This window comes from Lysobacter sp. K5869 (genome assembly GCF_018847975.1).
Classification (GTDB): Bacteria; Pseudomonadota; Gammaproteobacteria; order Xanthomonadales; family Xanthomonadaceae; genus Lysobacter.
This window is the reverse complement of record NZ_CP072597.1, coordinates 2,409,945-2,431,444: the sequence shown is the minus strand read 5'-3', so window position 1 is coordinate 2,431,444 and position 21,500 is coordinate 2,409,945. Positions and strand designations below refer to the sequence as shown.

10 protein-coding genes are annotated in these 21,500 nt (G+C 71.7%); all 10 read right to left on the bottom strand.

Annotated features, from left to right (window positions below; translation table 11 throughout):
* Positions 1-29: 29 nt before the first annotated feature.
* Complete coding sequence (locus J5226_RS10370) at positions 30-2,024, bottom strand: ATP-binding protein (protein WP_215839830.1); 1,995 nt, start codon at positions 2,022-2,024, stop codon at positions 30-32.
* A 493-nt stretch (positions 2,025-2,517) separates the two neighbouring features.
* Positions 2,518-5,451: a hypothetical protein gene (locus J5226_RS10365; protein WP_215839829.1), complete on the bottom strand. Its 2,934-nt coding sequence runs from the start codon at positions 5,449-5,451 to the stop codon at positions 2,518-2,520.
* Between the two features lie 155 nt (positions 5,452-5,606).
* The gene (locus J5226_RS10360) at positions 5,607-6,068 is read right to left on the bottom strand and encodes a chemotaxis protein CheX (RefSeq protein WP_215839828.1); all 462 of its coding nucleotides are present in this window, start codon (positions 6,066-6,068) and stop codon (positions 5,607-5,609) included.
* Positions 6,065-6,433 (bottom strand): response regulator, encoded by a 369-nt coding sequence (locus J5226_RS10355; RefSeq protein ID WP_215839827.1) that lies wholly within the window; start codon positions 6,431-6,433, stop codon positions 6,065-6,067. Before J5226_RS10355 ends, J5226_RS10360 begins: the two co-directional genes overlap by 4 nt.
* A 20-nt stretch (positions 6,434-6,453) precedes the next feature.
* On the bottom strand, positions 6,454-8,601 hold the full coding sequence (locus J5226_RS10350) for an ATP-binding protein (RefSeq protein ID WP_215839826.1): 2,148 nt from the start codon (positions 8,599-8,601) through the stop codon (positions 6,454-6,456).
* 68 nt (positions 8,602-8,669) lie between these two features.
* Positions 8,670-9,809 (bottom strand): porin, encoded by a 1,140-nt coding sequence (locus tag J5226_RS10345; RefSeq protein WP_255323050.1) that lies wholly within the window; start codon positions 9,807-9,809, stop codon positions 8,670-8,672.
* Between the two features lie 702 nt (positions 9,810-10,511).
* A complete protein-coding gene (locus tag J5226_RS10340; RefSeq protein WP_255323105.1) occupies positions 10,512-11,555 on the bottom strand; it encodes a DUF5009 domain-containing protein in 1,044 nt (347 codons plus the stop codon).
* A gap of 80 nt (positions 11,556-11,635) precedes the next feature.
* Complete coding sequence (locus J5226_RS10335; protein ID WP_215839825.1) at positions 11,636-12,229, bottom strand: chemotaxis protein CheW; 594 nt, start codon at positions 12,227-12,229, stop codon at positions 11,636-11,638.
* Between the two features lie 207 nt (positions 12,230-12,436).
* Positions 12,437-14,611, bottom strand: coding sequence for a chemotaxis protein CheB (locus tag J5226_RS10330; RefSeq protein ID WP_215839824.1), 2,175 nt, complete (start codon positions 14,609-14,611; stop codon positions 12,437-12,439).
* Positions 14,604-21,479, bottom strand: coding sequence for an Hpt domain-containing protein (locus J5226_RS25405; protein WP_255323049.1), 6,876 nt, complete (start codon positions 21,477-21,479; stop codon positions 14,604-14,606). Before J5226_RS25405 ends, J5226_RS10330 begins: the two co-directional genes overlap by 8 nt.
* Positions 21,480-21,500: the final 21 nt, after the last annotated feature.

The following is a 21,500-nucleotide window of genomic DNA, read 5'->3' as shown; positions in this document are numbered from 1 at the left end:
CGCGCCGAGCCGCGTCGCCGCGGTTCGCGCTATGCCGAAGGCCAGACGATCCGCAGTTCGGTCGATTGCCCCAGCACGCTGGAGAACGACAACTCCGCGCCCAGGCCGCTCACGCGTTCGGCCACGATCGGCAGCCCCATGCCCATGCCCAGGTTGCGGCCGTCGATCCCGGCCGCGATCGGTCCCGAGCGGGTCACGCCCGGCTCGAACGCCTTCAACAGCACCTCGCGCTCGTCCATGCGCAAGATGTCTTCGGCGCGGTAGCGGCCCTCGCGCAGCAGCGCCAACCGCAAGGCGCCCGATTCGAGTCCGCCGCCGTCGTCGCGCACGCAAAAGCGCCAGCCTTCCTCTTCGTCGTGACTCAGGCGCAGGCGCACCGATCCGGTCGAGGTCTTGCCCCGCCGCCGCCGCGTCGCCACCGGCTCGATCCCGTGCAGCACCGCGTTGGCGATCAGTTCCTTGCCGACCTCGCTCAACATCGTCGCCTCCGCCGGCGACAGCCGCGCGAACGGCTCCAGTTCGACGTCCAGCATCGCAGCCTTGTCGTAAGCGCCGGCCAAGCGCCGGGCCAGCGACGACCATTCCCATAAGACCGAACGCTCCGTCGGCGGACGCGCCGCGCCGCCCGCGCTCTGCGCGAGCGCGCAGGCGACCGGATAGGCGAGCGCGCCCGATTCGCCGTGCGCCGCCGCGTGCGCCGATGCGGCGCCGGGGCGCACCACGATCCACAACGGCGCGGCCGCGGCCGCGGAGCGTTCGTCTCCGGCATCGGCGGCGGGGGCCGCGACCGCCGACGCCGACGCGGGCGCCTCGGGCGAAGCCGGATCCGGCGACGGCCGCGCTTGCGCCGCGGGCGCCGGCGGGGCATCGCCGTGGGTCGCCGCCGGCGCGTCGGCGTCTTGCGCCTGCGCGAACGACTCGCCGTAGACATAGGCCTCGACCAGCCGGTCGGCGAGGCCGTCCGCTTCGCTCGCCGCAACGGACTCGAGCCGCCCGCGATCGCGTTCCAGGACCTTCAAACATTCGCGCAGCAGCACCAGCCGTTCGCCCACGCCGCCGGCGAGCGCGCCCAGGCTCGCGGCCGTCTGCGGATCCTGTTGCGGCCGCGCCGCGCCGGCCATCAACCCGGCCTCCAACGCCCGCGCCGGCCCTTGCAGCAGGTCCAGCCCGATCTCTTCCGCCGCCGCGGCCATCGCGCGCACTTGGTCGAGCAGGTAGTGGCGGATGACCGAGCGCTCGTCGATGCCGTCGGCGGCGAGCATCCGCGGCAAGCGCTCGTTGACCCGTTGCAGCGCGCGCTCGGCGAAGCGCACGCACGCGCGCACCGGCCCCAGATCGCCGCCGATGATCCGCAGCAGGCTTTCGGCCTGCGCTTGCGAGCGCTGGCGCGCTTCGTCGGATTCGCGCGCCTCGCGCAAGCGCTGGCTGACGTCGCTGACGATCACCAGCAAGTAGGCCACGGTGCCGCTGCGCATCACCGGTTCGAAACGGAAACTCAACGGCGGACGCCGCTCGGGCTGCCGCAGCAGCATCGCCTCCGCCAGCGGATTGGGCGCCGCCCCGCGCGGGTCGGGCGCGGGCCCCGCGCGCAGCCGTTGCCGCAGATAGACGCGCAACGCGGTCAAGGTCTCCGCGTCGAGCAAGGGTTCGAGCGCTTCGAGCAGATTCGCGCCGGGCCGCAGTCCGCCGGGCAAGACCTGCGCCAAGGACGGCGATACGGGCTCGCAGACGACGAAGTCCGGGCCGATCAAACACAGACCGTCGGGCATGGCGCGCAGCAGATCCTCGCAGCGTTCCCGCCACCGCGCCCGTTCGCGCTCCTCTTCGCGCAGGCGCCGGGCCGGCACCAGCACCCACCACGCCACCGCCGCCGACGCCGCGACCCCGGCGAACAGGCCCGTCGCCAGATAATCGCGCACCGCGCCCGGATGCCACACCTCGGCCAACCGCCACGCCGACAACGCGCCCGCCATCGCCGCGACGAGCATCGCGCCGAGCAACGACAGCCCGAACGCCGCCGACACGCGGCAGCGCCGGCCCGTCCCAATCCCTTGCCCGAACATAGTCCTCCCCTTTTTCTCCTTGCACGGACGTCCGCGCTGGCCGGCCGAACGCAGGGAGACATATCCGCTACTTCGTCGCATTTAGTCGTTCGCGGACATGCGCCGGGGCGCCGCGGCCGTTGCGTCCGCGCGCAGCCCGGCCGCGGCTTCGCGCCGCTAGCGGCCATCGCAGGGGACAAGCGCTCCGGCGCCCGGGCACGGACGTGGCGCGGCCCGAGGGCATCGCGGCCTGCGTCCGCTTTTCAGTCAGGTTCTCTCCACTTGTTTTGCTCAAATGAAGCGTGTTTTCAACGCGCCACAGAACCCAGGGAATCCGAAACGTCCTGCCGTTGAATGGCTTTTGCATGCCGGCGGGGCGCAAATGCGAGCGAGCGAAAGCTCGTCGGCGACGCCGCGCAAGTTCGCTGACCCGGCACGGCTTCGCGCGTCGGACGCGCTCGCGCCGCCGACGGATTCAATCGGCCGGCCACGCGATCCGCACTTCCGCCGAACGTCCCGGCACAGTCAGCAGCGACACCCGCGCGCGCAACCCGCGCAAGCGCTCGACCACGTCCGGCAAGCCCGCGCCGCGGCCGCGGGCGTCGCCCGCATACGGTGCGGTGGTGACGCCGGGATCGAACACTTTCATGAGCGCCTCGCGTTCGTTCAATTGCCCGGCCTGCAGCGGCGTGTAGCCGCAGTCGCGGACCAAGGCCGCGCGCACCCGCACCAAGTTGACGCCGCGGCCGTCGTCGCGCGCGCAGAACGACCAGCCCTCGCGTTCGTCGCGGCTCAGCGTCAGACGCACCGCGCCGACCGGATCCTTGCCGACGCGGCGGCGCATCGACATCGTCTCGATCCCGTGCAGCACCGCGTTGGCGACCAGTTCCATGCCGATGTCGCGCACCAACGCCGCTTGCGCCGCCGGCAGCCGCGCGAACGGATCGAGCAAGGCTTCCACCCGCACCGCCTTGCCCTGCTCGCCCGCGAGCCGGCGTGCGAGCGCGGCCCAATCGACGAAGGCCGCCTTGTCGGGCGGCAGCGCGGCGGGTCCGTCGCCGGACAAGGCCAGCAGCGGGATCAGCGCGAGCGGATCGGGGTCGTGGCCGCGCGCGGCGGCGATGTCGGCGTCGCGGGCGTCGAGGCTCAGGCGGTGCGACGGGGTCAGGATCGAGGCTTCGACGATCGCGGCTTGGGACGGCGCCGGCGCGGTCGCGGCATCGCGGCTTGGCGAACGCCCGGATTCAGGCATTTCCCGCGCACGCGCATCCGCGGCCGCCGTCGAGCCTCGCGTCTGCGCCGGCCTGGAGGCGTCGTCCGATTCTTGCTTGACCGTGAGCGGGTTCCACGCCCCCGGCACCGACGCGGCCGAAGACGCCGGCGCGGGCACCGGCCGCGCCGCTGGCTGCGGCAACGGCGGAACGATCGGCGCCTGCATAGACGTCGACCGGATCGGCTGCGCCGGGGGCGGCGCCATCGAAACCGGCGACGGCGTTTCGATCTTGCGTTGCGACACCAAGGCCGGCGCGGCTGGCGGCGAGGGGGATCGGGCGACAGTCTGCGTGGCGGGTGCGGGAGCCTGGGCGGGGGCGGGCGCTGATGCGGATGGGGATGCGGGTGCGGCGGGCGATGTCGATGCCGGCGTCGAGGCGGCTCGATACGTCGCGGTGGGCGGACAGGAGTTCACGGTCCCCGCCGCGACGCTGGGCGGTGGGTTCGGCGTAGTCGCGGAAGCGGGAGTCGACGCCGACGCCGACGCCGACGCCGACGCCGACGCCGACGCCGACGCCGACGAAGTCTGTCTCGATGCGGCGGAAAAGGGGACGTCCGCGATAGAGGATGGCGCGGGCGCGACGGATCTCGGCGCACCGAGCGGCGGCTTCGGCACTGACGGCACTGACGGCACTGACGGCGTGGATGATGCGGATGACTCAGACGGCACGGACGGCGCGGACCGCGCGAGCGCTGCCGGTGCCTCGACCCGAGCCGCATCTGCCGCGCTTGTCGTTTTCGTGGTCACCGACGCGGCCGCGACCGCCTGCTCCGCGCCAGAAGCCACGCTCCCGGACGATGCCGTGGGGCCGCCCAGCGCGGCTTCGTCGAACCGTTGCCTGAGTCTGACGACCAAAGACTCGAACGACTCGCGCTCCGACTCGGGCTTGGGCCGCGGCGACGGGGATGCGGAGACGGCTGCCGGTGCGAGTGCGGGCGCGGACACGCCCGCAGATGCAAGCGCAGGCGCAGGTGGAAGCGCAGGTGCGGAAGCGGTCGAACCCGCCGCGGAAGCCGATGCCCCAGCCGGCATCGGCGCATCCGAACGCCCCCGCCCATCGCCGCGCGCCGCCGCGTCGCGCGCATCCAACCCCGCGAGGAAACCGCGCACCGTCGCGATGCGCTCCGCCAATACGTCCAGATGCGCCGCCAACCGCAAGCCCTCGTCCGCGGCGGCGCCCTTCCCCGCCGCCTCCGCCACCTCCAGTTCCAAGTGATGCGCCGGCGTCTCCAACAGTTCCAGCTCGATCGCGGCCGCATCGTTCTTGATCGCGCGCGCCTCTTCCAACAGGCAACGCAACGACGCGGCGCGGTCGCGCGCGTCGGGCGCGCTGCGCAAACGCGCCAGACGCGTGCGCGCGCGCTCCAGCGCGGCCTCGGCCACGCTCAGGCAAGCGCGCAAGCGCGGACCGCCGTGAGCGCAGGCGCGCAGCAGGCCGTCGAGCTGGGTACGCAAACGCAATCGCGCGCCGGCCAACTCGCGTTCCACGCGCAGGCGCTCGCCGATGTCGGCGACGATCACCAGCAGATAGGCCACGCGTCCGCCCTGGCGCACCGGCTCGAAACGAAAGCCCAACGGCGACTGCCGCGACGGCGGCCCCGGCAGCGCCACCTCGGCCAGCGGATTGCGCGTCGCCGGCCGCGCGCCGGGACGCGCGGCGAAACACTGGCGCAGATGCGCGCGCAAGGCGTCGGCGGTCTCCGCGCCGAACATCGGCCGCAGCGCTTCGAGCAAATCCATCCCGGGCCACAGCTTGCGCTGCAACACCCCGTACAGCGACGGCGAGACCGGCTCGCGCACGATGAAGTCGGCGTCGATCAGGCACACGCCTTCGGGAAAGGCGCGCAGCAGATCCTCGCAGCGCTCGCGCCACTGCGCCTGTTCGATCCCGTCCTCGCGCCAGCGGCGCAACCGCAGCCACAGCGCGGCGATCGCGCCGAACGCCAGCAGCAGCCCCGCCGCCGTGGCGAACCATAGGCCATAACGCAGCCAGCCGGTCTTCGCCGCAACGGTGGCCGCGTCGGTCATAGCGAACGTCGCCGCCGCGGCGGCCAGGGCGACGCCCGACGCGGCGACCGCGAACGCCGACAGCACGGGCCGCACGCGCGGGCGCGATGGATTTGGGTTTTCCGACATGGCCTTTTCCTCCTGCGCGCGCCGACGCGACGGCGCGCGAATCGCGAAGGCGGGCTCCGACCGCGCGGCACAATCCGGTACGGCGGCGCATATCAGGGGGGGAACTCCGCCGCCGCCGGCGCCCGGACGGAGCCGCCTTCGCGAACTGGGGCGGCTTATTCCAGCCGCTCGATATCCACCACCAGCGATGCGCTGTAGGTTTTCCAACTCACCATGATCACGTAGGGCCGCTTGCGCGAGCCGGCGCTGCCGATGGCGCCGGCGGCGGTGCGCGGCACCGAGATCTCCATCTCGCCGCCGAAGTGCTTGCGCGCGTTGCCGGCCAGGGTGTTGGCCAATTCGCCGACGGTGTCGCGCAGGTTGGCGTCGGATTGATCGCTTTCGTTGAGCGCCAGCAGCAGGTGCCGGATCATCGCCCGCGGCGCCGACACCGTGATGGTGCCGCGGAACTGCCCGCTGACCGCGATCTGCCCGCTGTAGTCGAACACCGGCACGCCGCCGCCGTGATCGTCGAGGAACGCGCCGCGCACGTTCGCCGGCTCCTGGGTGAGCTGGTTGAAGTAGTTGGTGACCGCGTCGATGAAGACCTTGATCTCGGCTTCGTTGAGGTCGCTCATGGGGGCAGCATCTCCAGCAAGGCCTGGACCAGTTGGTCGTCGGTGAAGGGTTTGTAGAGGAAGCCGCGCGCGCCCTTCTTGAGCGCGGTGATCGCGGTGGATTTGTCGCTCAGCGCCGACACCACCAGGATGTTGACGTTGTCGTCGATGGCGGCGATCTGTTCGGTGCATTCCACGCCGCCCAGCTCGGGCATGGTCAGGTCCATCGTCACCACGTCGGGGCGGTGGCGCACGAACAGGTTCAGCGCCTCGGCGCCGTTGCGCGCTTGCCCGACGATCTCGACGTTGGGCAGGCGCGCGTCGCTCGCCAACCGCGCGATGCGTTGGCGGATCACGTTGGAGTCGTCGACGATCAGCAGTTTCATCGGAGCCCTCGCGGCCGGCGTCAGAAGGTGAGTTGGAAATCGCCGCCGTCGGCGGCCGTCGCCGGCGCGGCCGGCTTGGCCTCGGCCATCGGCAGGCGGATGCGGAATTCGGTGTAGGCGCCGACCTTGGTCGACAAGGAAATGGTCCCGGCCATCGCCCGCACCTGCTTCATCACCAGATCCATGCCGACGCCGTGGCCGGCGTCGCGGTCGCTGGCGCCGCTCGCGGTGGACACGCCGGGCTCGAAGATCTTCATGATCGCGTCGCGGTCGCTCAGCGCATCGAGTTGTTCCGGCGCGTAGCGGCCGCTGGCGGCCAGCGCGGCGCGCACCCGCGCCACGTCGATGCCGCGGCCGTCGTCGCGCACGCTCAGTTCGATCTGGCGGCTGCCGGCATCGCTGCTGCGGACCGAGATCGCGCCCGCGCCCGGCTTGCCCAGCGATTCGCGCTCGGCCGCCGGCTCGATCCCGTGCGACACCGCGTTGCGCAGCAGCTGCAAGCCGATCGCGCGCATCGCGTTGAGGGTTTCCGCCGGCGCGCGGTCGAGCGCGTCGAGCTGCAGCTGCAGCGCGACCCGCTTGCCCTGGTCGCGGGCGATGCGCTCGGCCAGCCCGCTCCAGCCTTCGACCAGACGCTGCGCCGGCGTCGCCTGGGCCGGCGCGCGCGCGGACTCGTTGCCGCCGCCGATGCGGTCGAGGAACTCGCGGATGGTCGTCGCGCACTCGAACATATCGTCCAGGTGCACGGTCATCTTGACCATGTCGGCGCCTTCGACTTCGCCGCGGTCGCGCAGGCCGATCAGGTCGACCTCGAAGTTGTGCGCCAGCGCTTCGAGCATTTCCAGGTTCAACGCCGCCGCCTCGCTCTTGAGCGAATGCACGTCGCGGAAGATCGCGTTGACCAGCTCGAGATAGTCGGTGCCGCCGCGGCGGCCGGCGGCCTGGCGCAGATCGTCGTTGATGCGTTCCAGCACCACGCCGATGCGGTGCAGGAAGAAGCGCACCTCGGCCGAATCGCGGCTGAGCACGCGCAGCAGGCTTTCCATTTCCTCGCGGGTGCGGGTCTTGGCGGCGGCGACCTCCTGGGTCAGGCGCACGCGCTCGGTCGCGTCCGACACCGTCACCAGCAAGTGCACGGTGCCCTCGCCTTCCTGCACGCGGTTGAACTGGAAGTTGAGATAGCGCGGCAGCGCTTGCCCGCGCCCGTCGCTGCCGCCGGCGATCGGCACTTCCGACAGCGGATTGAGGCTGGCGACGAGGTTTTCCTTGACCCGTTTGCCGAACAACAAGCCGAGGTAATCGCGGGTGGCTTCCAGCGTCGCCGCGTTCACCATCGGCCGCATCAGCTCGATCAGGTTCATGCCCGGCTCGACCGGGCGCTGCAGGATCTGCGGCAGCGAGTGCGACATCTGCGCGCCGATGACGAAGTCGCCGGTCACCAGGAACAGGCCTTCCTTCACCGTCGCCAGGATGTCGTCGGTCTGCTTGTGCGATTTGGCCACCACGCGGTCGCCGGCGATCAGACGGCGGAACGCGACCAGGGCGGTGAACAGGAAGTTGAAGAAGATCAGCAGCGCGCCGACGTTCTGAACCAAGGTCAGCCGGCGGGTCGCGCCTTCGGTCATCTGCTGGGTTTCGGCGACGAAGTCGTTGAGCAGTTGGAACAGGCGCTCGTTGTTGCCGCGGCCGTAGGCGATCGCTTCGCGCAGCGCCGCAGGGTCCGCGCTGGCGGGCGCGAGCGCGGCCTGGATGCGCTGTTGGTACGGCGCCCACAGCTTGGCGATCTGCGCGCCCGTGTCGGCCATCGTCGCCGTCTCCCGGCGCGGGTCGAAGTCCAGCGTCTGCGCGGGATCGGCGCGGCCGCCGCGGGCGAACATCGCGATGGCGTCGCTCACGCGCTTGGCGTGGGTGTCCAGCGTTTCGCGCGACTCCTTCGACGCCGGCCTGCCTTCGCGCGCGTCGGCGTCCATCTCCAGCAGCGCGCGCAGCACGATCTGCGAGGAGCTGCGCTCGCGGCCGGCGACGTCGCGCGCCACCGCGCCCTGGGCGATGGTGGCGGCGTGCAGGCGCGACAGCGCGATCAGGCCGCCGGCGATGACCAGGAACAACCCGACCGCGAGGATCAGGGTGAAGTGGCGTTTCCAGATGTTTCCGCTTTCCGCTCGCATTGGCGTATCCCCCCGTTGCCACGGCGGACGCGGCGGCCGCGTCGGTGCGACGCGGCCGCCGTGTTCGCTCAGAAATGGATTTGCGCGCGCATCTCGGCGATGTTCGGATCCAGCCGAACGCCGCGCCGGCGGGCGTCGGCGCGCACGTAGTCGAGCTGCAGCTTGAAATGCTGGCCGAGGTACCAGTTGGCGCCGACGGTCCAGTCGCTCTGGCGGCCGCCGAGCGCGCTGCCGGGATCGTCCAGATCCACATGCGAGTAGCGCACGGCCAGTTCGACCGCGCCCCACTCGCGCGCCGGCTTGAGGTTGCCGAAGGCCGCGCTCTTGTAGGCGCGCTTCTCGCCGGTCAGCACCCACGAGGCGGCGAGGTAATAGCCGTCGCCGCGGTAGTCCGGCGCGCCCTCGCGGCTCGCGCCGATGCGCAGGTATTCGCTCTGCAGCAGCAACGGCCCGCGCTGCCAGATCGCTTCCAGGCCGAGCCGGTCGATGCGTTCGACCCGCTTGAGCGCGCCGGTGTCGACCAACCGCCGCGAGGTCAGGAACGCTTCCGGCCGCACCTGCACGCGCAGGCTGTCGTCGTCGCGTTTCTCGTCGGACGCCGACAGCCCGAGGTGCAACACCTGCGCGTCGTCCTTGATCGGATTGAACACGACCCGTCCGCCGAGCGTGCGGCCACGGTTGTCGCCGAGCAGATCGCCGCCGGCTTGCACGCCGAGGTTGAAATACCAGTTCGGGGTTTTCTCGTACGTCCAGTCCACGCCGAGACGGCGGCCGGCGTAGAACGCGGTGACCGGCAACGCGCGCTCCATGAAGGTCGTGGCGGTCGTGCCGACCACGCTTTCCTCGTAGCCCACCGGCGTCTTGAACTGGCCGATGCGCAGGTCGCCGGCGGCGCCGGAGATGCGCGCGAAGTTGTCGAGCCAGACCTTGTTGCGGAAGTCGTAGCCCAGGGTCAGCTCGAACACGCCCGGCTTGCGCACGTAGGCGTTGAGCTCCTGCCGGCGCCACGCGTCGTCGTCGGCGAACGCGGCGTCGTCGAAGTCCGCCGCGTCGTAGCTCAGATTGCCCTTGAGCCCGGCTTCGATGCCCGACGCGCCGACGAGCTTGACCGGCCAATCGCCCAACAGGCTGTAGGGCGCATCCGCGGCCCAGACCGGCGCCACGGCCAGCAACGACATCGTTCCGCACCACACTCGCTTGAACCGCATGCAGCCCCCTTACCGGCCGTGATGAATCGCCTCGCGCGTCGGGAAGGACACAGCGTCGGCGCCGCGCCGGCGCGATGCCGGCGCGGCGCTTTCGCTCGAGCGGCCGGCATGCGGCCCGGTCATGCGGACGCGGGCGCCGTGCCTCTCCCCTCCCCTTGCCCCGGGCCGGCACCGCTTCGTTGGCGGCGACCGACCGTTCGTGGCGCTTTCGATAACGAGGCGAAATCGGCTTGTCCAGCGGGAAAAACGCTGAAATCGCAGGCGGACGCAGACGCGCAGCGTTTTGTGCTGACGCGTTCGGCATGGTTTGCGCAAACCGTGCGCATCGGCGCGCGCTCAACGCCGAAGACCGGCGACACAGGCGATGCCGGGCCGGAACGGCGGGAGAATCGGCATGGGATCAATGCGCTATCGCGAGGGTCGCGATCCGCGCGCTGCGCGCATGGCACGCGCGTCTACCGCTGCGGCCGGTCGCTTCGGCACCGACGCTGTGGCCGCCGGGCACTTAAAGGCGGTCGACCCGCATTTCGGCCGGAAAAATGCGATGGATTTGGCGATACGGTCAATGAAACGTGACACACATCACTCGCCGTTCATTTTGAGCGCGGACGTTTGCACGCCTTGCGTATCAGCGAGGCACGAATAAGGGCGGCGCGCTCCACAGGCGCCGACGCGCGCACGCCGACGCGGCGGTGGCGGCGTTCAAATCTTGAAGTAGATCCGCCGCGCGTCGAGCGCCTTCACCACCAGCCACCACAGCGCGACGAAGGCCAGCGCGAACGCCAGCGACGGCACGTAGGGGCCGAAACGCGGCGTCATCCAGTCGGCGAAAGCGTGCCGATAGAGCGGCTCCAGCCAGCCCAGGCCCATCAGCACCAGCAGCAGCACCGCCGAGCCGCCGTACGCGGCGATGGCGTTGACGCCGAACGCGCGGCCCAGCGGCGGCCAGCCTTTGCGGTCGATCAGCGCATGGCACAGCGCCAGGATCCAGCACGACCAGCCGCCGGCCCACAGCACGTAGGCCGGGGTCCACAGGTTCTTGTTGATCGGCTGGACGCCGCTCACGGCCCAGCCGGCGAGCAGCCCCGCCGCGCCCGCGATCAGCAGCGCGCGCGCGTCGCCGCGGCGCAGCCAGTCGCCCGCGCGCAAGCCGAGCAGCGTCGTCGCCAAGGCGCCGAGCGTGGACACCAGACCTTCGGGATCGTGGCCGCGGCCGCTGGCCGGATCGATCTGATAGACGTGCGCGCCGAAGATCGAAAAATCGACGCGGCTGGCGATGTTGGCGAACGGCTCGTAGCTGTCGCCGGCGGCGAGCAGCGCGAAGTAGCCGATCAGCAGCGCGCCGAACAACGCCCATTGCGCGCGCTGGCGCAGATACAGCGCGATGCACGCGGCCGCGGCGAAGCACACGCCGATGCGTTGCAGCACCCCGGGCAGGCGCAGGTACTCGCGGTCGACCGCCCACATCGCGATCAGATGCAGGAACAGGCCCAGGCCGACGATGCGCAGCGCGCGCCACAGCGCCGGGCGCAGCAAGGTCCGCGCGGGAACGCCGGCTTCCAGCCGCGGCATCATCGCCAGCGCGATCGACGCGCCGACGATGAACAAGAACATCGGGAAGACCAGATCGGTCGGGGTGAAGCCGTTCCACTCCGAGTGCAGCAGCGGCGCGTAGACGTGGCCCCAGTCGCCGGGATCGTTGACCAGCAGCATCGCCGCGACGGTCAGCCCGCGCAGCGCGTCGATCGAGGCGTAGCGCTTGGGCGCGGCGGCGGGCCGCGACGGCGCGGATCGTGCCGGCGCGGACTCGGCGGCGGCCGCCGCGCTCACGCGGCTTGCGCGAGCGCTTCGCCGATCATCGCTTCGACCGCTTCCAGATCCGGCAGCAGCGCGGCGTCGTCGTTGAGGCGCACCCGCGCCTGCACGCCCAGCGGCATGACTTCGTCCTCGCGGCTCTGCAGGTACAGGCCGGACGCGGACACGGTGACCAGACGCGGGAAGCCCTGGGTCAGCATGGCGAAGTACGGCAGGCGCGAGGCGGCGCTGAGCGCCTTGAGCACGACCACCTTGCTGCCGAGGCCGCCGGGTTCGCGCGCCAGCCCCGAGAGTTCGCCGAACGCGATCATCGGCAGGTTCCAGCCGCGCCAGCGGATCTGGCCGAGCAGCCAGCGCGGGGCGTTGGCGATCGGCGCCGGCGGCGCGTAGGACAGCACCTCGGCGATGGTGGCGTTGGGCAGCAGCAAGCGCGCGCCGGCCACTTGGATCAAGACGCCGCGGATGTCGTTGGCGGTGGCGCCGTCGGGCGCGCCGTCGCTGGAACCGCCGCCCGCGAAATCGTCGCCGGAGCCGGAAACGCCGCCGGTTTCGTCCTGCGCGCCGTCGACCGGTGCGGTCTCGTTGTCGGGGATCGAATTGGACATCGCGCTTTCCTCGCCGCGGCCGCGGCTCATCTCATGACTGGACTCCGCGACGCGGAGCCGGTGAACGGTTGCGGCGGCGCGCATGCGCGCCGCCGTTGGATCCCTCGCGCGATCGCTCGCGCTACGCCCTGGCCGCGCATCGCGGCGCACGCGCGTCGGACGATCCGCGCGCGACGAAGGCAGAGCCCGCGCCGCGCGCGTCGCGACTCAGACCGGACTCTGCCGCGACCAGCGCGCGGCGAGGCGCGCGGCCAGATCGGCCGGCTGGCCGCTGAGCGCGCCGCGCGAGATCGCGGCGCTGGCGGCGGCGGCGTCGTAGCAGCCGTCCGGCGCCTGTCCCGCGACCAGCGCGCCGTGCGCGGCCAAGCCCATCGCCTCGTCGACCTGCGCCGCGTCGGCGCCGCTGAACAACAGCACCGCGCTGTCGCCGGCCGGCAACGCGGCCAGCACGTCGGCGCCCTCGGCGAACTGGATGCCCTGCTCGGTCAGCTCGATGCCCACGCCCGCCGGCAGGATGTAGATCACCCCGTCGATGGTGCGGGTGCCGGCTTCGGCCAGCTTCACCAGCACCGGCGTGGCGCGCTGCATCTGCGCGACCAGCTTGTCGTAGCGGCCGCCGTCCAGGCGCTGTTGCACCAGCACCGGGCGGTCGAAGTTGTCCGGCAGCGCGCCGAGCAGTTGGCGCACCGCGTCGGGACCGCCGATGCCGGCGAGCACCAGCACGGCGCCGCTGCGGCCGGGTTCCGGCGGCGTGTCGTCGACCAGTTCCAGCGCAGAGATGCGGCGCTCGATTTCGTCCAGATCGTGGCGCGGCGCCGGCGGCGCGTGCGCGCCGCTCTGGCCGGTGGCGGCCTCGACCAAACTGGTTTCGTCGGCGAACGACCAATCCGGCACCGACGGCGTCGCGCTCGCGGGCGCGCTCGGCCGCGACGGAGCGATGTCGTCGCTGGCGAAATCCAGCGTGGTCTCGAACTTGCTCGCGTCGAAGCCGGGCGCGGCCGGCGCCGGGGCGGCCGGCGCCGGGGCGGCCGGCGCGACGTGGCCGTCGAACTCCAGCGGCGCGTCGGGATCGGGCGCGGCGAAGGCGGCGTCGAGGTCGACCAGTTCCTGCACCTGACCCGGCTGCGGCGCGCGCCACATTTCCAGGTCGCCCAGGCCGGCCTCGTCGAGCGGCGGCAGTTCGGCGTCGCCGCCCTGCGCCTGCCAGTCGTGCTCGCCGGCGTCGTAAGCGTGCGGCGCGGGCGCCGGCACCTGGGTCGAGTAATCCTCGATTTCCAGGCTCAGATTGGAGAAATCGAAATCGTCGCCGCCTTGCTTTTCGGCCGGCGGCGCATCGCCCAGGGCTTGGCGGGCGAAGAATTCGCGCGCTTCCTCGGGCATCGGCGGCGGCTGGGTCAGCACGCGGTCGCCGGCCGAGCCGGTCGGCGCGACGCGGTCGAGTTCGGCCAGCGATTCGCCGCCGAACGACAGCGGATCGGCCGGCGCTTCGGCCGAAACCGGATCGAAGCTGGCGTGCGCGGCGGGCGCCGGCGGCGGTTCTTCGGCGTCGTCGTACGCGGGCAGCGCTTCGACCGCTTCGATTTCCTCGATCTCGCCGAAGTCGGCGGCGTCGAAGGCCGGACGCGCCGGTTCGGCGGCGGCCGGCTCCAGGCCGGTGGAATCCAAATCGATCGAGTCCAAGCCGGCGTCGTCGGCGTCGAGGCCGTCCGCGCGGGCGCGGTCGCCGGCGTCGTCGAAGTCGATCAAGCCGGCGCCGCTTTGCGTCGGCGACCGGCCGTCGTCGGCGAAATCCAGGGTGTATTCGGCGGCGGGCGCTTCGTCCGCCGCGGCGTCTTCGTCGGCGACCGGTTCGGCGACGATCGATTCGATCACGACCGCCTCGGCGGACGCCGCGGCCGGGCGCACGAACGCCAGCACGTTGTCGCCGGCCGGCGCTTCGGCCGGCTCCTGCGCCAGCGGTGAGCCTTCTTGCGTCGGCTTGTGGAAACCTTCGGCCTGCAGCGCCGGCGGCGCGTCCGGCTCGGGCTCGCGGCCTGGCGGCAGCACGTCGTCGTGGCGATGCAGCTTGGCGCTGAGGTGGCGCGCCCAGCGCGCCGCGTCCCAGCCCTCGCGCGAGACGGCCAGTTCGGCCTCCTCGAAGATCACTTCGATCGACGGATCGAGCAGCAGATTCTCGAACCGGTCCAGCGCGTCCTCGGAGGCCGGATCGAGCACGACCACGACCACGTCGGGATCGGCCGCGTCCAGCTCCTTGGGATCGAGCACGGTCGGATCGCCTTGCAGGACCAACTGCGCGCCGGCCTCGGCCAGCGCTTCGCGCAGGCGCTCGCAGGCCACGCCCGCGCGCGCCAACAACACTACACGACGATCGCCGTCAGACATGGGGACGCGCGATTCCCAGCAATTCGAAAACGTTGCGGATCAATTCCGGCTCCTGGTAAGGCTTGCCGAGATAGCGTTCGACGCCGATCTCGAACGCGCGTTGGCGGTGTTTCTCGCCGCTGCGCGAGGTGATCATCACGATCGGCACATGGCGCAGGATCGGATCGGCCTTCATCTGGGTGGCCAATTCGTAGCCGTCCATGCGCGGCATCTCGATGTCGAGCAGCATCAGGTCGGGCACGCGCTCGGCCATGCGCTCCAGCGCGTCGATGCCGTCCTTCGCCGTCGCCACTTCGAAGTTGTGGCGCTCCAGCACGCGGCCGGTGACCTTGCGCATGGTGACCGAGTCGTCGACCACCATCACCAGCGGCACCTTGCGCGCTTCCGGCGGCGCCATCGGCGGCGGCGCGTTCTGGGCGAAGTCCAGCAGCTGCGCGGTGCGGCGGCGCACCAGCGGAGCGACGTCGAGGATCACCACCACGCGGCCGTCGCCCATGATGGTCGCGCCGAAGATGCCCGGCACCGAAGCGATCTGCGGACCGACCGGCTTGACCACGATTTCGCGGTTGCCGATGACCTGATCCACCGACACCGCCGCGCGCAGGTCGCCCGAGCGGATCAGCAGCAAGGGCATCTGCAGCTGGCCTTCGGCCTTGGCCGGCGCGTGGCCGACCAGCACGCCGAGGTCGTGGACGAAGTAGTCCTCGCCGCCGTAGCGGTAGGCCACGTCGCCCTGGTCGAGCAGGTCGCGCGAGAGCCGGCCGACGCCGCGCACCGAGGCGATCGGCACGGCGAAGGTGGTGTCGGCGATGCGCACGAACACCGCTTGGGTGACCGCGAGCGTCTGCGGCAGGCGCAGGGTGAAGCGCACGCCCTGGCCGGGCGTGGATTGGATATCGAGCGCGCCGCCGAGCTGGCGCACTTCGCTGGCGACCACGTCCATGCCGACGCCGCGGCCGGCCAGACGGCTGACCTCGTCGGCGGTGGAGAAGCCGGGCTCCAGGATCAGCATGTCCAGGTCGGAGTCGGACAGCACCGCGTCGCTGCGGACCAGCCCGCGCTCTTCGCCGCGGCGGCGGATCGCCGCGCGGTCCAGGCCGGCGCCGTCGTCGGCGACTTCCAGCACCACTTCCGAACCTTCGCGGCGCACCGCGATGCGCACCGTGCCTTCGTCGCCCTTGCCGGCGGCGCGGCGCTTGGCCGGAATTTCCAGGCCGTGCGCGACCGCGTTGCGCAGCATGTGTTCCAGCGGCGCGGTCATGCGCTCGAGCACGTTGCGGTCGAGTTCGCCCTGGGTGCCTTCCAGCTTCAGCGCGACTTGCTTGCCCAATTCGCTGGAGGCCTGACGCACGACGCGGCGCAGGCGCGGCAGCAGCGTATCGAACGGCACCATGCGCGTGCGCATGAGGCCTTCCTGCAGCTCCGAGCTCACGCGCGACTGCTGCAGCAGCAGGGTTTCGTACTGGCGGGTCAGATCGTCGAGGGTGATCTGCAGGCTGTTCTGGTCGGCGGCCGATTCGGCCAGCGCGCGCGAGAGCTGTTGCAGGGTCGAGAAGCGGTCGAGCTCCAGCGGGTCGAAGGTGTGCTGGCCGGCATCGCCCTCGCGCTGGTAGCGCGCGATGATCTGCGCTTCGGTTTCGATTTCCAGGCGGCGCAGCTGGTCGCGCATGCGCAGGTTGGTCTGCGCCATTTCCGCGATCGCGCCGCGGAACGCGCCGAGCTGCTGCTCCAGGCGGGCGCGGTAGATCGCGACTTCGCCGGCGTAATTGACGAGGCGGTCGAGCAGGTCGGCGCGGATGCGCACCTGTTCCTGCGGCGCGCGCACGCCGATGTCGTCGTCGTCGGCCAGGGACTGTTCGATGATCGGCGCGGACAGCGGCTTGAGGCCGTTCTCGTCGAGTTCGACCTCCTCGGCGGCGCGCTGCGCCGGCGCGACGGCCGGCGTGGCGGCGGCCGCATCGGCGACGTCGATCGTGAGTTCGCCGCGCGAACGCGCGTCGAACATCGCGATCAGCGCGTTCGGCATGGCGATCGCCTTGCGCTGGCCGACCCGGGTGACCATCGCGTGCAGGCGGTCGAAGCCGCGTTCGAGCAGGGCGACGCTGTCGCGGCCCAGTTCGGTGCGGTGGTCGACCACGGCTTCCAGCAGCGATTCCATGACGTGGCCGAGTTCGCCCACGGCCATGATGCCGGCCATGCGCGCGCCGCCCTTGAGCGTGTGCAGATCGCGCTGCAGGCCGACCAGCAACTCGCGCTCGCCCGGGGTCTCGCGCAGTTGCGCGAGCAGGCCGTCGGAGTGGTCGAGCAGGTCGCCGCCTTCTTCGACGAAGATGTCGACCAGTTCGGGATCGAGCTCGCTCAGGTCCAGCGCTTCTTCCGGATCCGGATCGGCGTTGGCGGCCTTGAAGAACGCGGCCGCCAGCGCGGCGGACACGCCGATCGCGGCGGCGCCGGCCACGGCGGGTTCGGCTTCGTCGTTGGCGGCGGCATCGGCCGGCTGCGCGTCCACGCGCACGCCGTCGAGGTTGGCCGGTTCTTCGGTGTGTTCGCGGGCCAGACGCTCGGCGGCGTACTCGGCTTCGAGGCGTTCGTATTCCAGACGCTCGGCTTCGGCCTGCTGCGCGGCGACGCGTTCGGCTTCCAGACGTTCGGCTTCGGCCTGTTCCGCGGCGACGCGTTCGGCTTCGAGACGTTCGGCTTCGGCCTGTTCGGCGGCGACGCGTTCGGCTTCCAGGCGTTCGGCTTCGGCCTGTTCCGCGGCGACGCGTTCGGCTTCGAGACGTTCGGCTTCGGCCTGTTCGGCGGCGACGCGTTCGGCTTCCAGGCGTTCGGCTTCGGCCCGTTCGGCGGCGACGCGTTCGGCTTCCAGACGCTCGGCTTCCAGACGCTCGGCTTCGGCCTGTTCGGCGGCGACGCGCTCGGCTTCCAGACGCTCGGACTGCGCCTGTTCGGCGGCCAGACGCGCGGCTTCGGCCTCGGCGGCGTACTGCGCCTCCAAGCGGGCGTATTCCTGACGCTCTTCCTCGGCGAGGCGCTCGGCCTCCAAGCGCTCGGCTTCGGCCTTGTCCGCGGCGGCGCGCTCGGCGGCGGCGCGTTCGGCTTCGGCTTGTTCGGCGGCGAGGCGCTCAGTCTCGACGCGTTCGGCTTCGGCCCGTTCGGCTTCGGCTTGCAGCGCGGCGAGGCGTTCGACTTCGGCTTGCTCGGCGGCCACGCGCTCGGCTTCGAGACGTTTGGCCTCGGCCTGTTCTGCGGCGATACGTTCGGCTTCCAGACGCTCCGCTTCGGCCTTCTCCGCGGCGACGCGTTCGGCTTCCAGACGCTCCGCTTCGGCCTTCTCGGCGGCGATGCGCTCGGCTTCCAGACGCTCCGCTTCGGCCTTCTCGGCGGCGACGCGTTCGGCTTCCAGACGCTCCGCTTCGGCCTTCTCCGCGGCGACGCGTTCGGCCTCCAGACGCTCCGCTTCGGCCTTCTCGGCGGCGACGCGTTCGGCTTCCAAACGCTCCGCTTCGGCCTTCTCGGCGGCGATGCGTTCGGCCTCCAAACGCTCCGCTTCGGCCCGCTCCGCCGCCGCTCGCTCGGCTTCGGCCTGCTCGGCGGCCGCGCGCGCGGCTTCGAGCTGTTCGGCCGCCACGCGCTGGGCTTCGGCTTCGGCGCGCTCGGCTTCGGCGCGTTCGGCCGCGGCCTTCTGCGCCGCTTCGCGCTCGGCGCGGGTCTGATCGCTCTGCGCCAGCGAACCGGCGAAGGAGGCGAAATCGATGGTGAACTCGGAGGTGCGGCGGCCGTCGGTGCGGCCGGCCGGGACCTCGGCGGTGCCCGGGCCTTCGCCCTGGAACGCGCTCAGATCGTTGGCGCTGATCGGCGCGGCGCTCTCGTCCGCCGCGTCGGCGAGGTCGAGGTCGTCCATCGGCATCGGCGCGCGCGCGTCCGGCAGGCTGTCGCGCAGCGCGGCGATGCGCTCGGGCAGGCCGACGAACATCGGCACGTGCGGGCTGGCCGACTTCAGCGCTTCGATCGTGGTGCGGATCGCCGCGGCGACCGCGCCCATCGCGGCCACGCCCTCGGCGCTGGCCGGCGCGCCGCTGGCGAGCAGGCGCTTGACGTAGGCTTCGGTCGGACCGGTGACGTCGGTGATGACCGGCACTTCGGTCATCGCGAACGCGCCGTTCATGGTGTGGATCGAGCGCTGCAGCGCGTCGTTGGCCGGCTGCGGCCGGGTGCGCGAGGCGTCGAGCCAGGATTCGATGGTGACCAGATGGCCGGCGACTTCGCCGTCCAGGATCTCCAGCAGCACCGGATCGACCGAGGCCGGCACGTACGGGCCGTCCACGGCGGGCTTCGGCGCGGCGATTTCCTCGGCCGCGGGCTCGATCGCCGGCGCGGCGGCCGGCGGCCGATAGAAGGCTTCTTCGCCGCTGGCGAGCAGATCGGCGTGCGCTTCCATGCCGGCGATGTCGACGCTCAGCGGCGCCTCGTTGCGCAGCGCGGCGTAGAAGCCCGGCAGCGCGCGGTAGGCGTGGTCGACCAGATCCAGCACTTCCGGGCTGGCGACGCGGCCGTGCTCGCGCACGCGGTTGAGCAGGTTTTCGATCTTCCAGCTGAACTCGCCCAAGGTCTTGGCGCCGACCAGGCGGCCGCTGCCCTTGAGGGTGTGGAAGACGCGGCGCACCGGCTGCACGCGGGCCAGATCGTCCGGCGCTTCGCGCCAGGCCGGCAGCAGTTGTTCGAGGTTGCCGATCTCTTCCTCGAATTCCTCCAGGAAGATCTCGCGCACTTCGTCGTCGATGTCGTCGACCTGTTCGAAGCCGCCACGGGCGCCTCCGGACGGGATCAGGAACGACGGCGGCGCCGACGGCACCGCTTCGACCAGCGCGGTGTTGACCAGACCGCCGGAGACGCGTTCGGTGAGGTCGGCCGGTTCGGCGGCCGGCGCTTGCGCGGGGTCGGCATCGAACGCGGAGGCGTATTGGGCGGCGCCGTGTTCGGCGTCGAGCGACAGCGGTTCGCCGTCGGCGCGCTGCGGCGCTTCGATTTCGGCCAAGCCCCATTCCGGCGCGACCGGAATCTGCGGCGGCGAGAGCTCGGCGGCGGGCGCGGGGCTGGCCGGCGCTTCGGCCGCGGGCGCGATCGGCGCGGCCTCCGCCGGCACCGCGGCGACCGGCTCGATCCGGACCACGTCCGGCAGCGGCCAATAACGCAGCGCTTCCAGGCTCTGGCGGGCGATGTCGAGGATGTCGTCGCGGTTCGGGCGCTGCTCGCGCAGCGCTTCGAGGTAGTACTCCAGGCTGGCCAGCGCGTCGGCCAGGGTGTCGAGCTGCTGGCCGCTGGGCACGCGGCGGCGGCCGATCAGTTCGACTTCGGTGTAGCGCTTGACCCCGGTGAGGTAATCGGCGGCCAGCGGCAGCTCGATCATGCGCAGGGCGCCGGCGACTTCGTCGAGGACGCGCGGCACTTCGCTGAGTTCTTCGTGATCCCACTTGGTCTCGACGAAGGCGACGAAGGACTGGCGGGCGTCGCCGAAGTTGGCGATGGCTTCGCGCGCGACCACGTCGAGCACCTTGCGCGCCTCGCCGGCGAGCAAGTCTTCGTCGCCCTTTTCGTCGGCCAGGCCGAGGCGGCTGACCTGATCGTCGAGCGAGGCGTCCACGTACAGCAGCGCGCCGGCCACGTCGAGCAGGGTGCCTTCGTCGGCGGCGCGGCGGCCGTCGACGATGTCGTTCATCGCGTCGCGCTGCTGCAGCACGACGGTGCGGGCCATGCCCAGGCCCATCATGCCGAGGGTGTCGCTGACCCGGGCCAGGGCCTCGACCTGCGGGCGCAGTTCGCCCGGGTCGGTCTGGTTGGTGCGCAGGTGCAGGTCGAGCGCGTCCTTGACCCGCAGCAGGTCTTCCTTGATCGCCGCGGCGACGGTGTCGAGCAGCGCGCGGTTGCGGCCGCTGAGGCTGCCGCGGGCGTGTTCGAGTTCGGACTCGCTGGGCAGGTGCGCGGCGAGTTCGAAGGTCTGGCGCAGATCGTCCAGGGCCGGATGGCGGCCGTCGCTGTGGGCGACGTGATAGAGCAGCTGACGGGTCGGCTCGGCCGCGGGTTCGCCGCGCGGCGCGCTGAAGCCGTCGTCGGACAGCATCTGCCGCGCTTCGCGTTCGACTCCGCCGAAGGCCTGGCGCAGCGCGCGGGTCGGCGGCAACGCGCCGTCGCGCACCGCGTGGGCCACGGCCGAAGCCACCCACAGCATGCGCCGCACCGGTTCCAGCACGGCTTCGGCGAGCAGGCCGTCGATGGCCGCGGCCAGTTGCGCGACCTTGCCCGGCGCGCCGTCTTCCGGCCACGCGCCCAGCGCTTCGCGCAGCGAGGCCAGATGCGGCGCGCTGGCGTTGCGGCCGCCGGCCGCGCCGACCGGCAGCGGCGGCGGCAGATGCGCCGGCAGCGGACGGTCGAGGTTGGGCGCGAACAGCACGCTTTCGTTGAGCCCGGACTCGCCGCGCGTGGCGCGCAGCTCGTTGAGCAGCGGCAGCAGCACGATCGGGATGTCGCGGTGGCCGCCTTGCAGGCGTTCCAGGTAATCCGGCAGCAGCACCACGCCGCGCATCAGCGCCGCGCAGGCTTCGTCGCGGTCGTGCACGCTGCCCTGCTGCAGGGCCAGCGCCAGCCGTTCCATTTCCTCGGCGACCATCGCCGGGGCGTACAGCTCGACCATGCGCAGGGTGCCGTGCACCTGATGCAGATGGTTCGCGCACACGCGCATGCGCGCGGCGTCGGCGGGATCTTCGGCGAACGCCTCGATCTCCTGGCGCGCCTGGCGCAGGGTTTCGTCCAGCTCGGGCTTGATCCAGCCCAGCGTGGTGGTGTCGATCGCTTCGCGCAGGGCGGTCATGGCGCGCTCCGCCCGTCGGCG

Bases quoted from the DNA above. Each gene is read 5' to 3' on its own strand.
- J5226_RS25405 (WP_255323049.1), bottom strand. From the start codon at position 21,479: ATGACCGCCCTGCGCGAAGCGATCGACACCACCACGCTGGGCTGGATC.
- J5226_RS10365 (WP_215839829.1), bottom strand. From the start codon at position 5,451: ATGTCGGAAAACCCAAATCCATCGCGCCCGCGCGTGCGGCCCGTGCTG.
- J5226_RS10350 (WP_215839826.1), bottom strand. From the start codon at position 8,601: ATGCGAGCGGAAAGCGGAAACATCTGGAAACGCCACTTCACCCTGATC.
- J5226_RS10345 (WP_255323050.1), bottom strand. From the start codon at position 9,809: ATGCGGTTCAAGCGAGTGTGGTGCGGAACGATGTCGTTGCTGGCCGTG.
- J5226_RS10355 (WP_215839827.1), bottom strand. From the start codon at position 6,433: ATGAAACTGCTGATCGTCGACGACTCCAACGTGATCCGCCAACGCATC.
- J5226_RS10360 (WP_215839828.1), bottom strand. From the start codon at position 6,068: ATGAGCGACCTCAACGAAGCCGAGATCAAGGTCTTCATCGACGCGGTC.
- J5226_RS10335 (WP_215839825.1), bottom strand. From the start codon at position 12,229: ATGTCCAATTCGATCCCCGACAACGAGACCGCACCGGTCGACGGCGCG.
- J5226_RS10330 (WP_215839824.1), bottom strand. From the start codon at position 14,611: ATGTCTGACGGCGATCGTCGTGTAGTGTTGTTGGCGCGCGCGGGCGTG.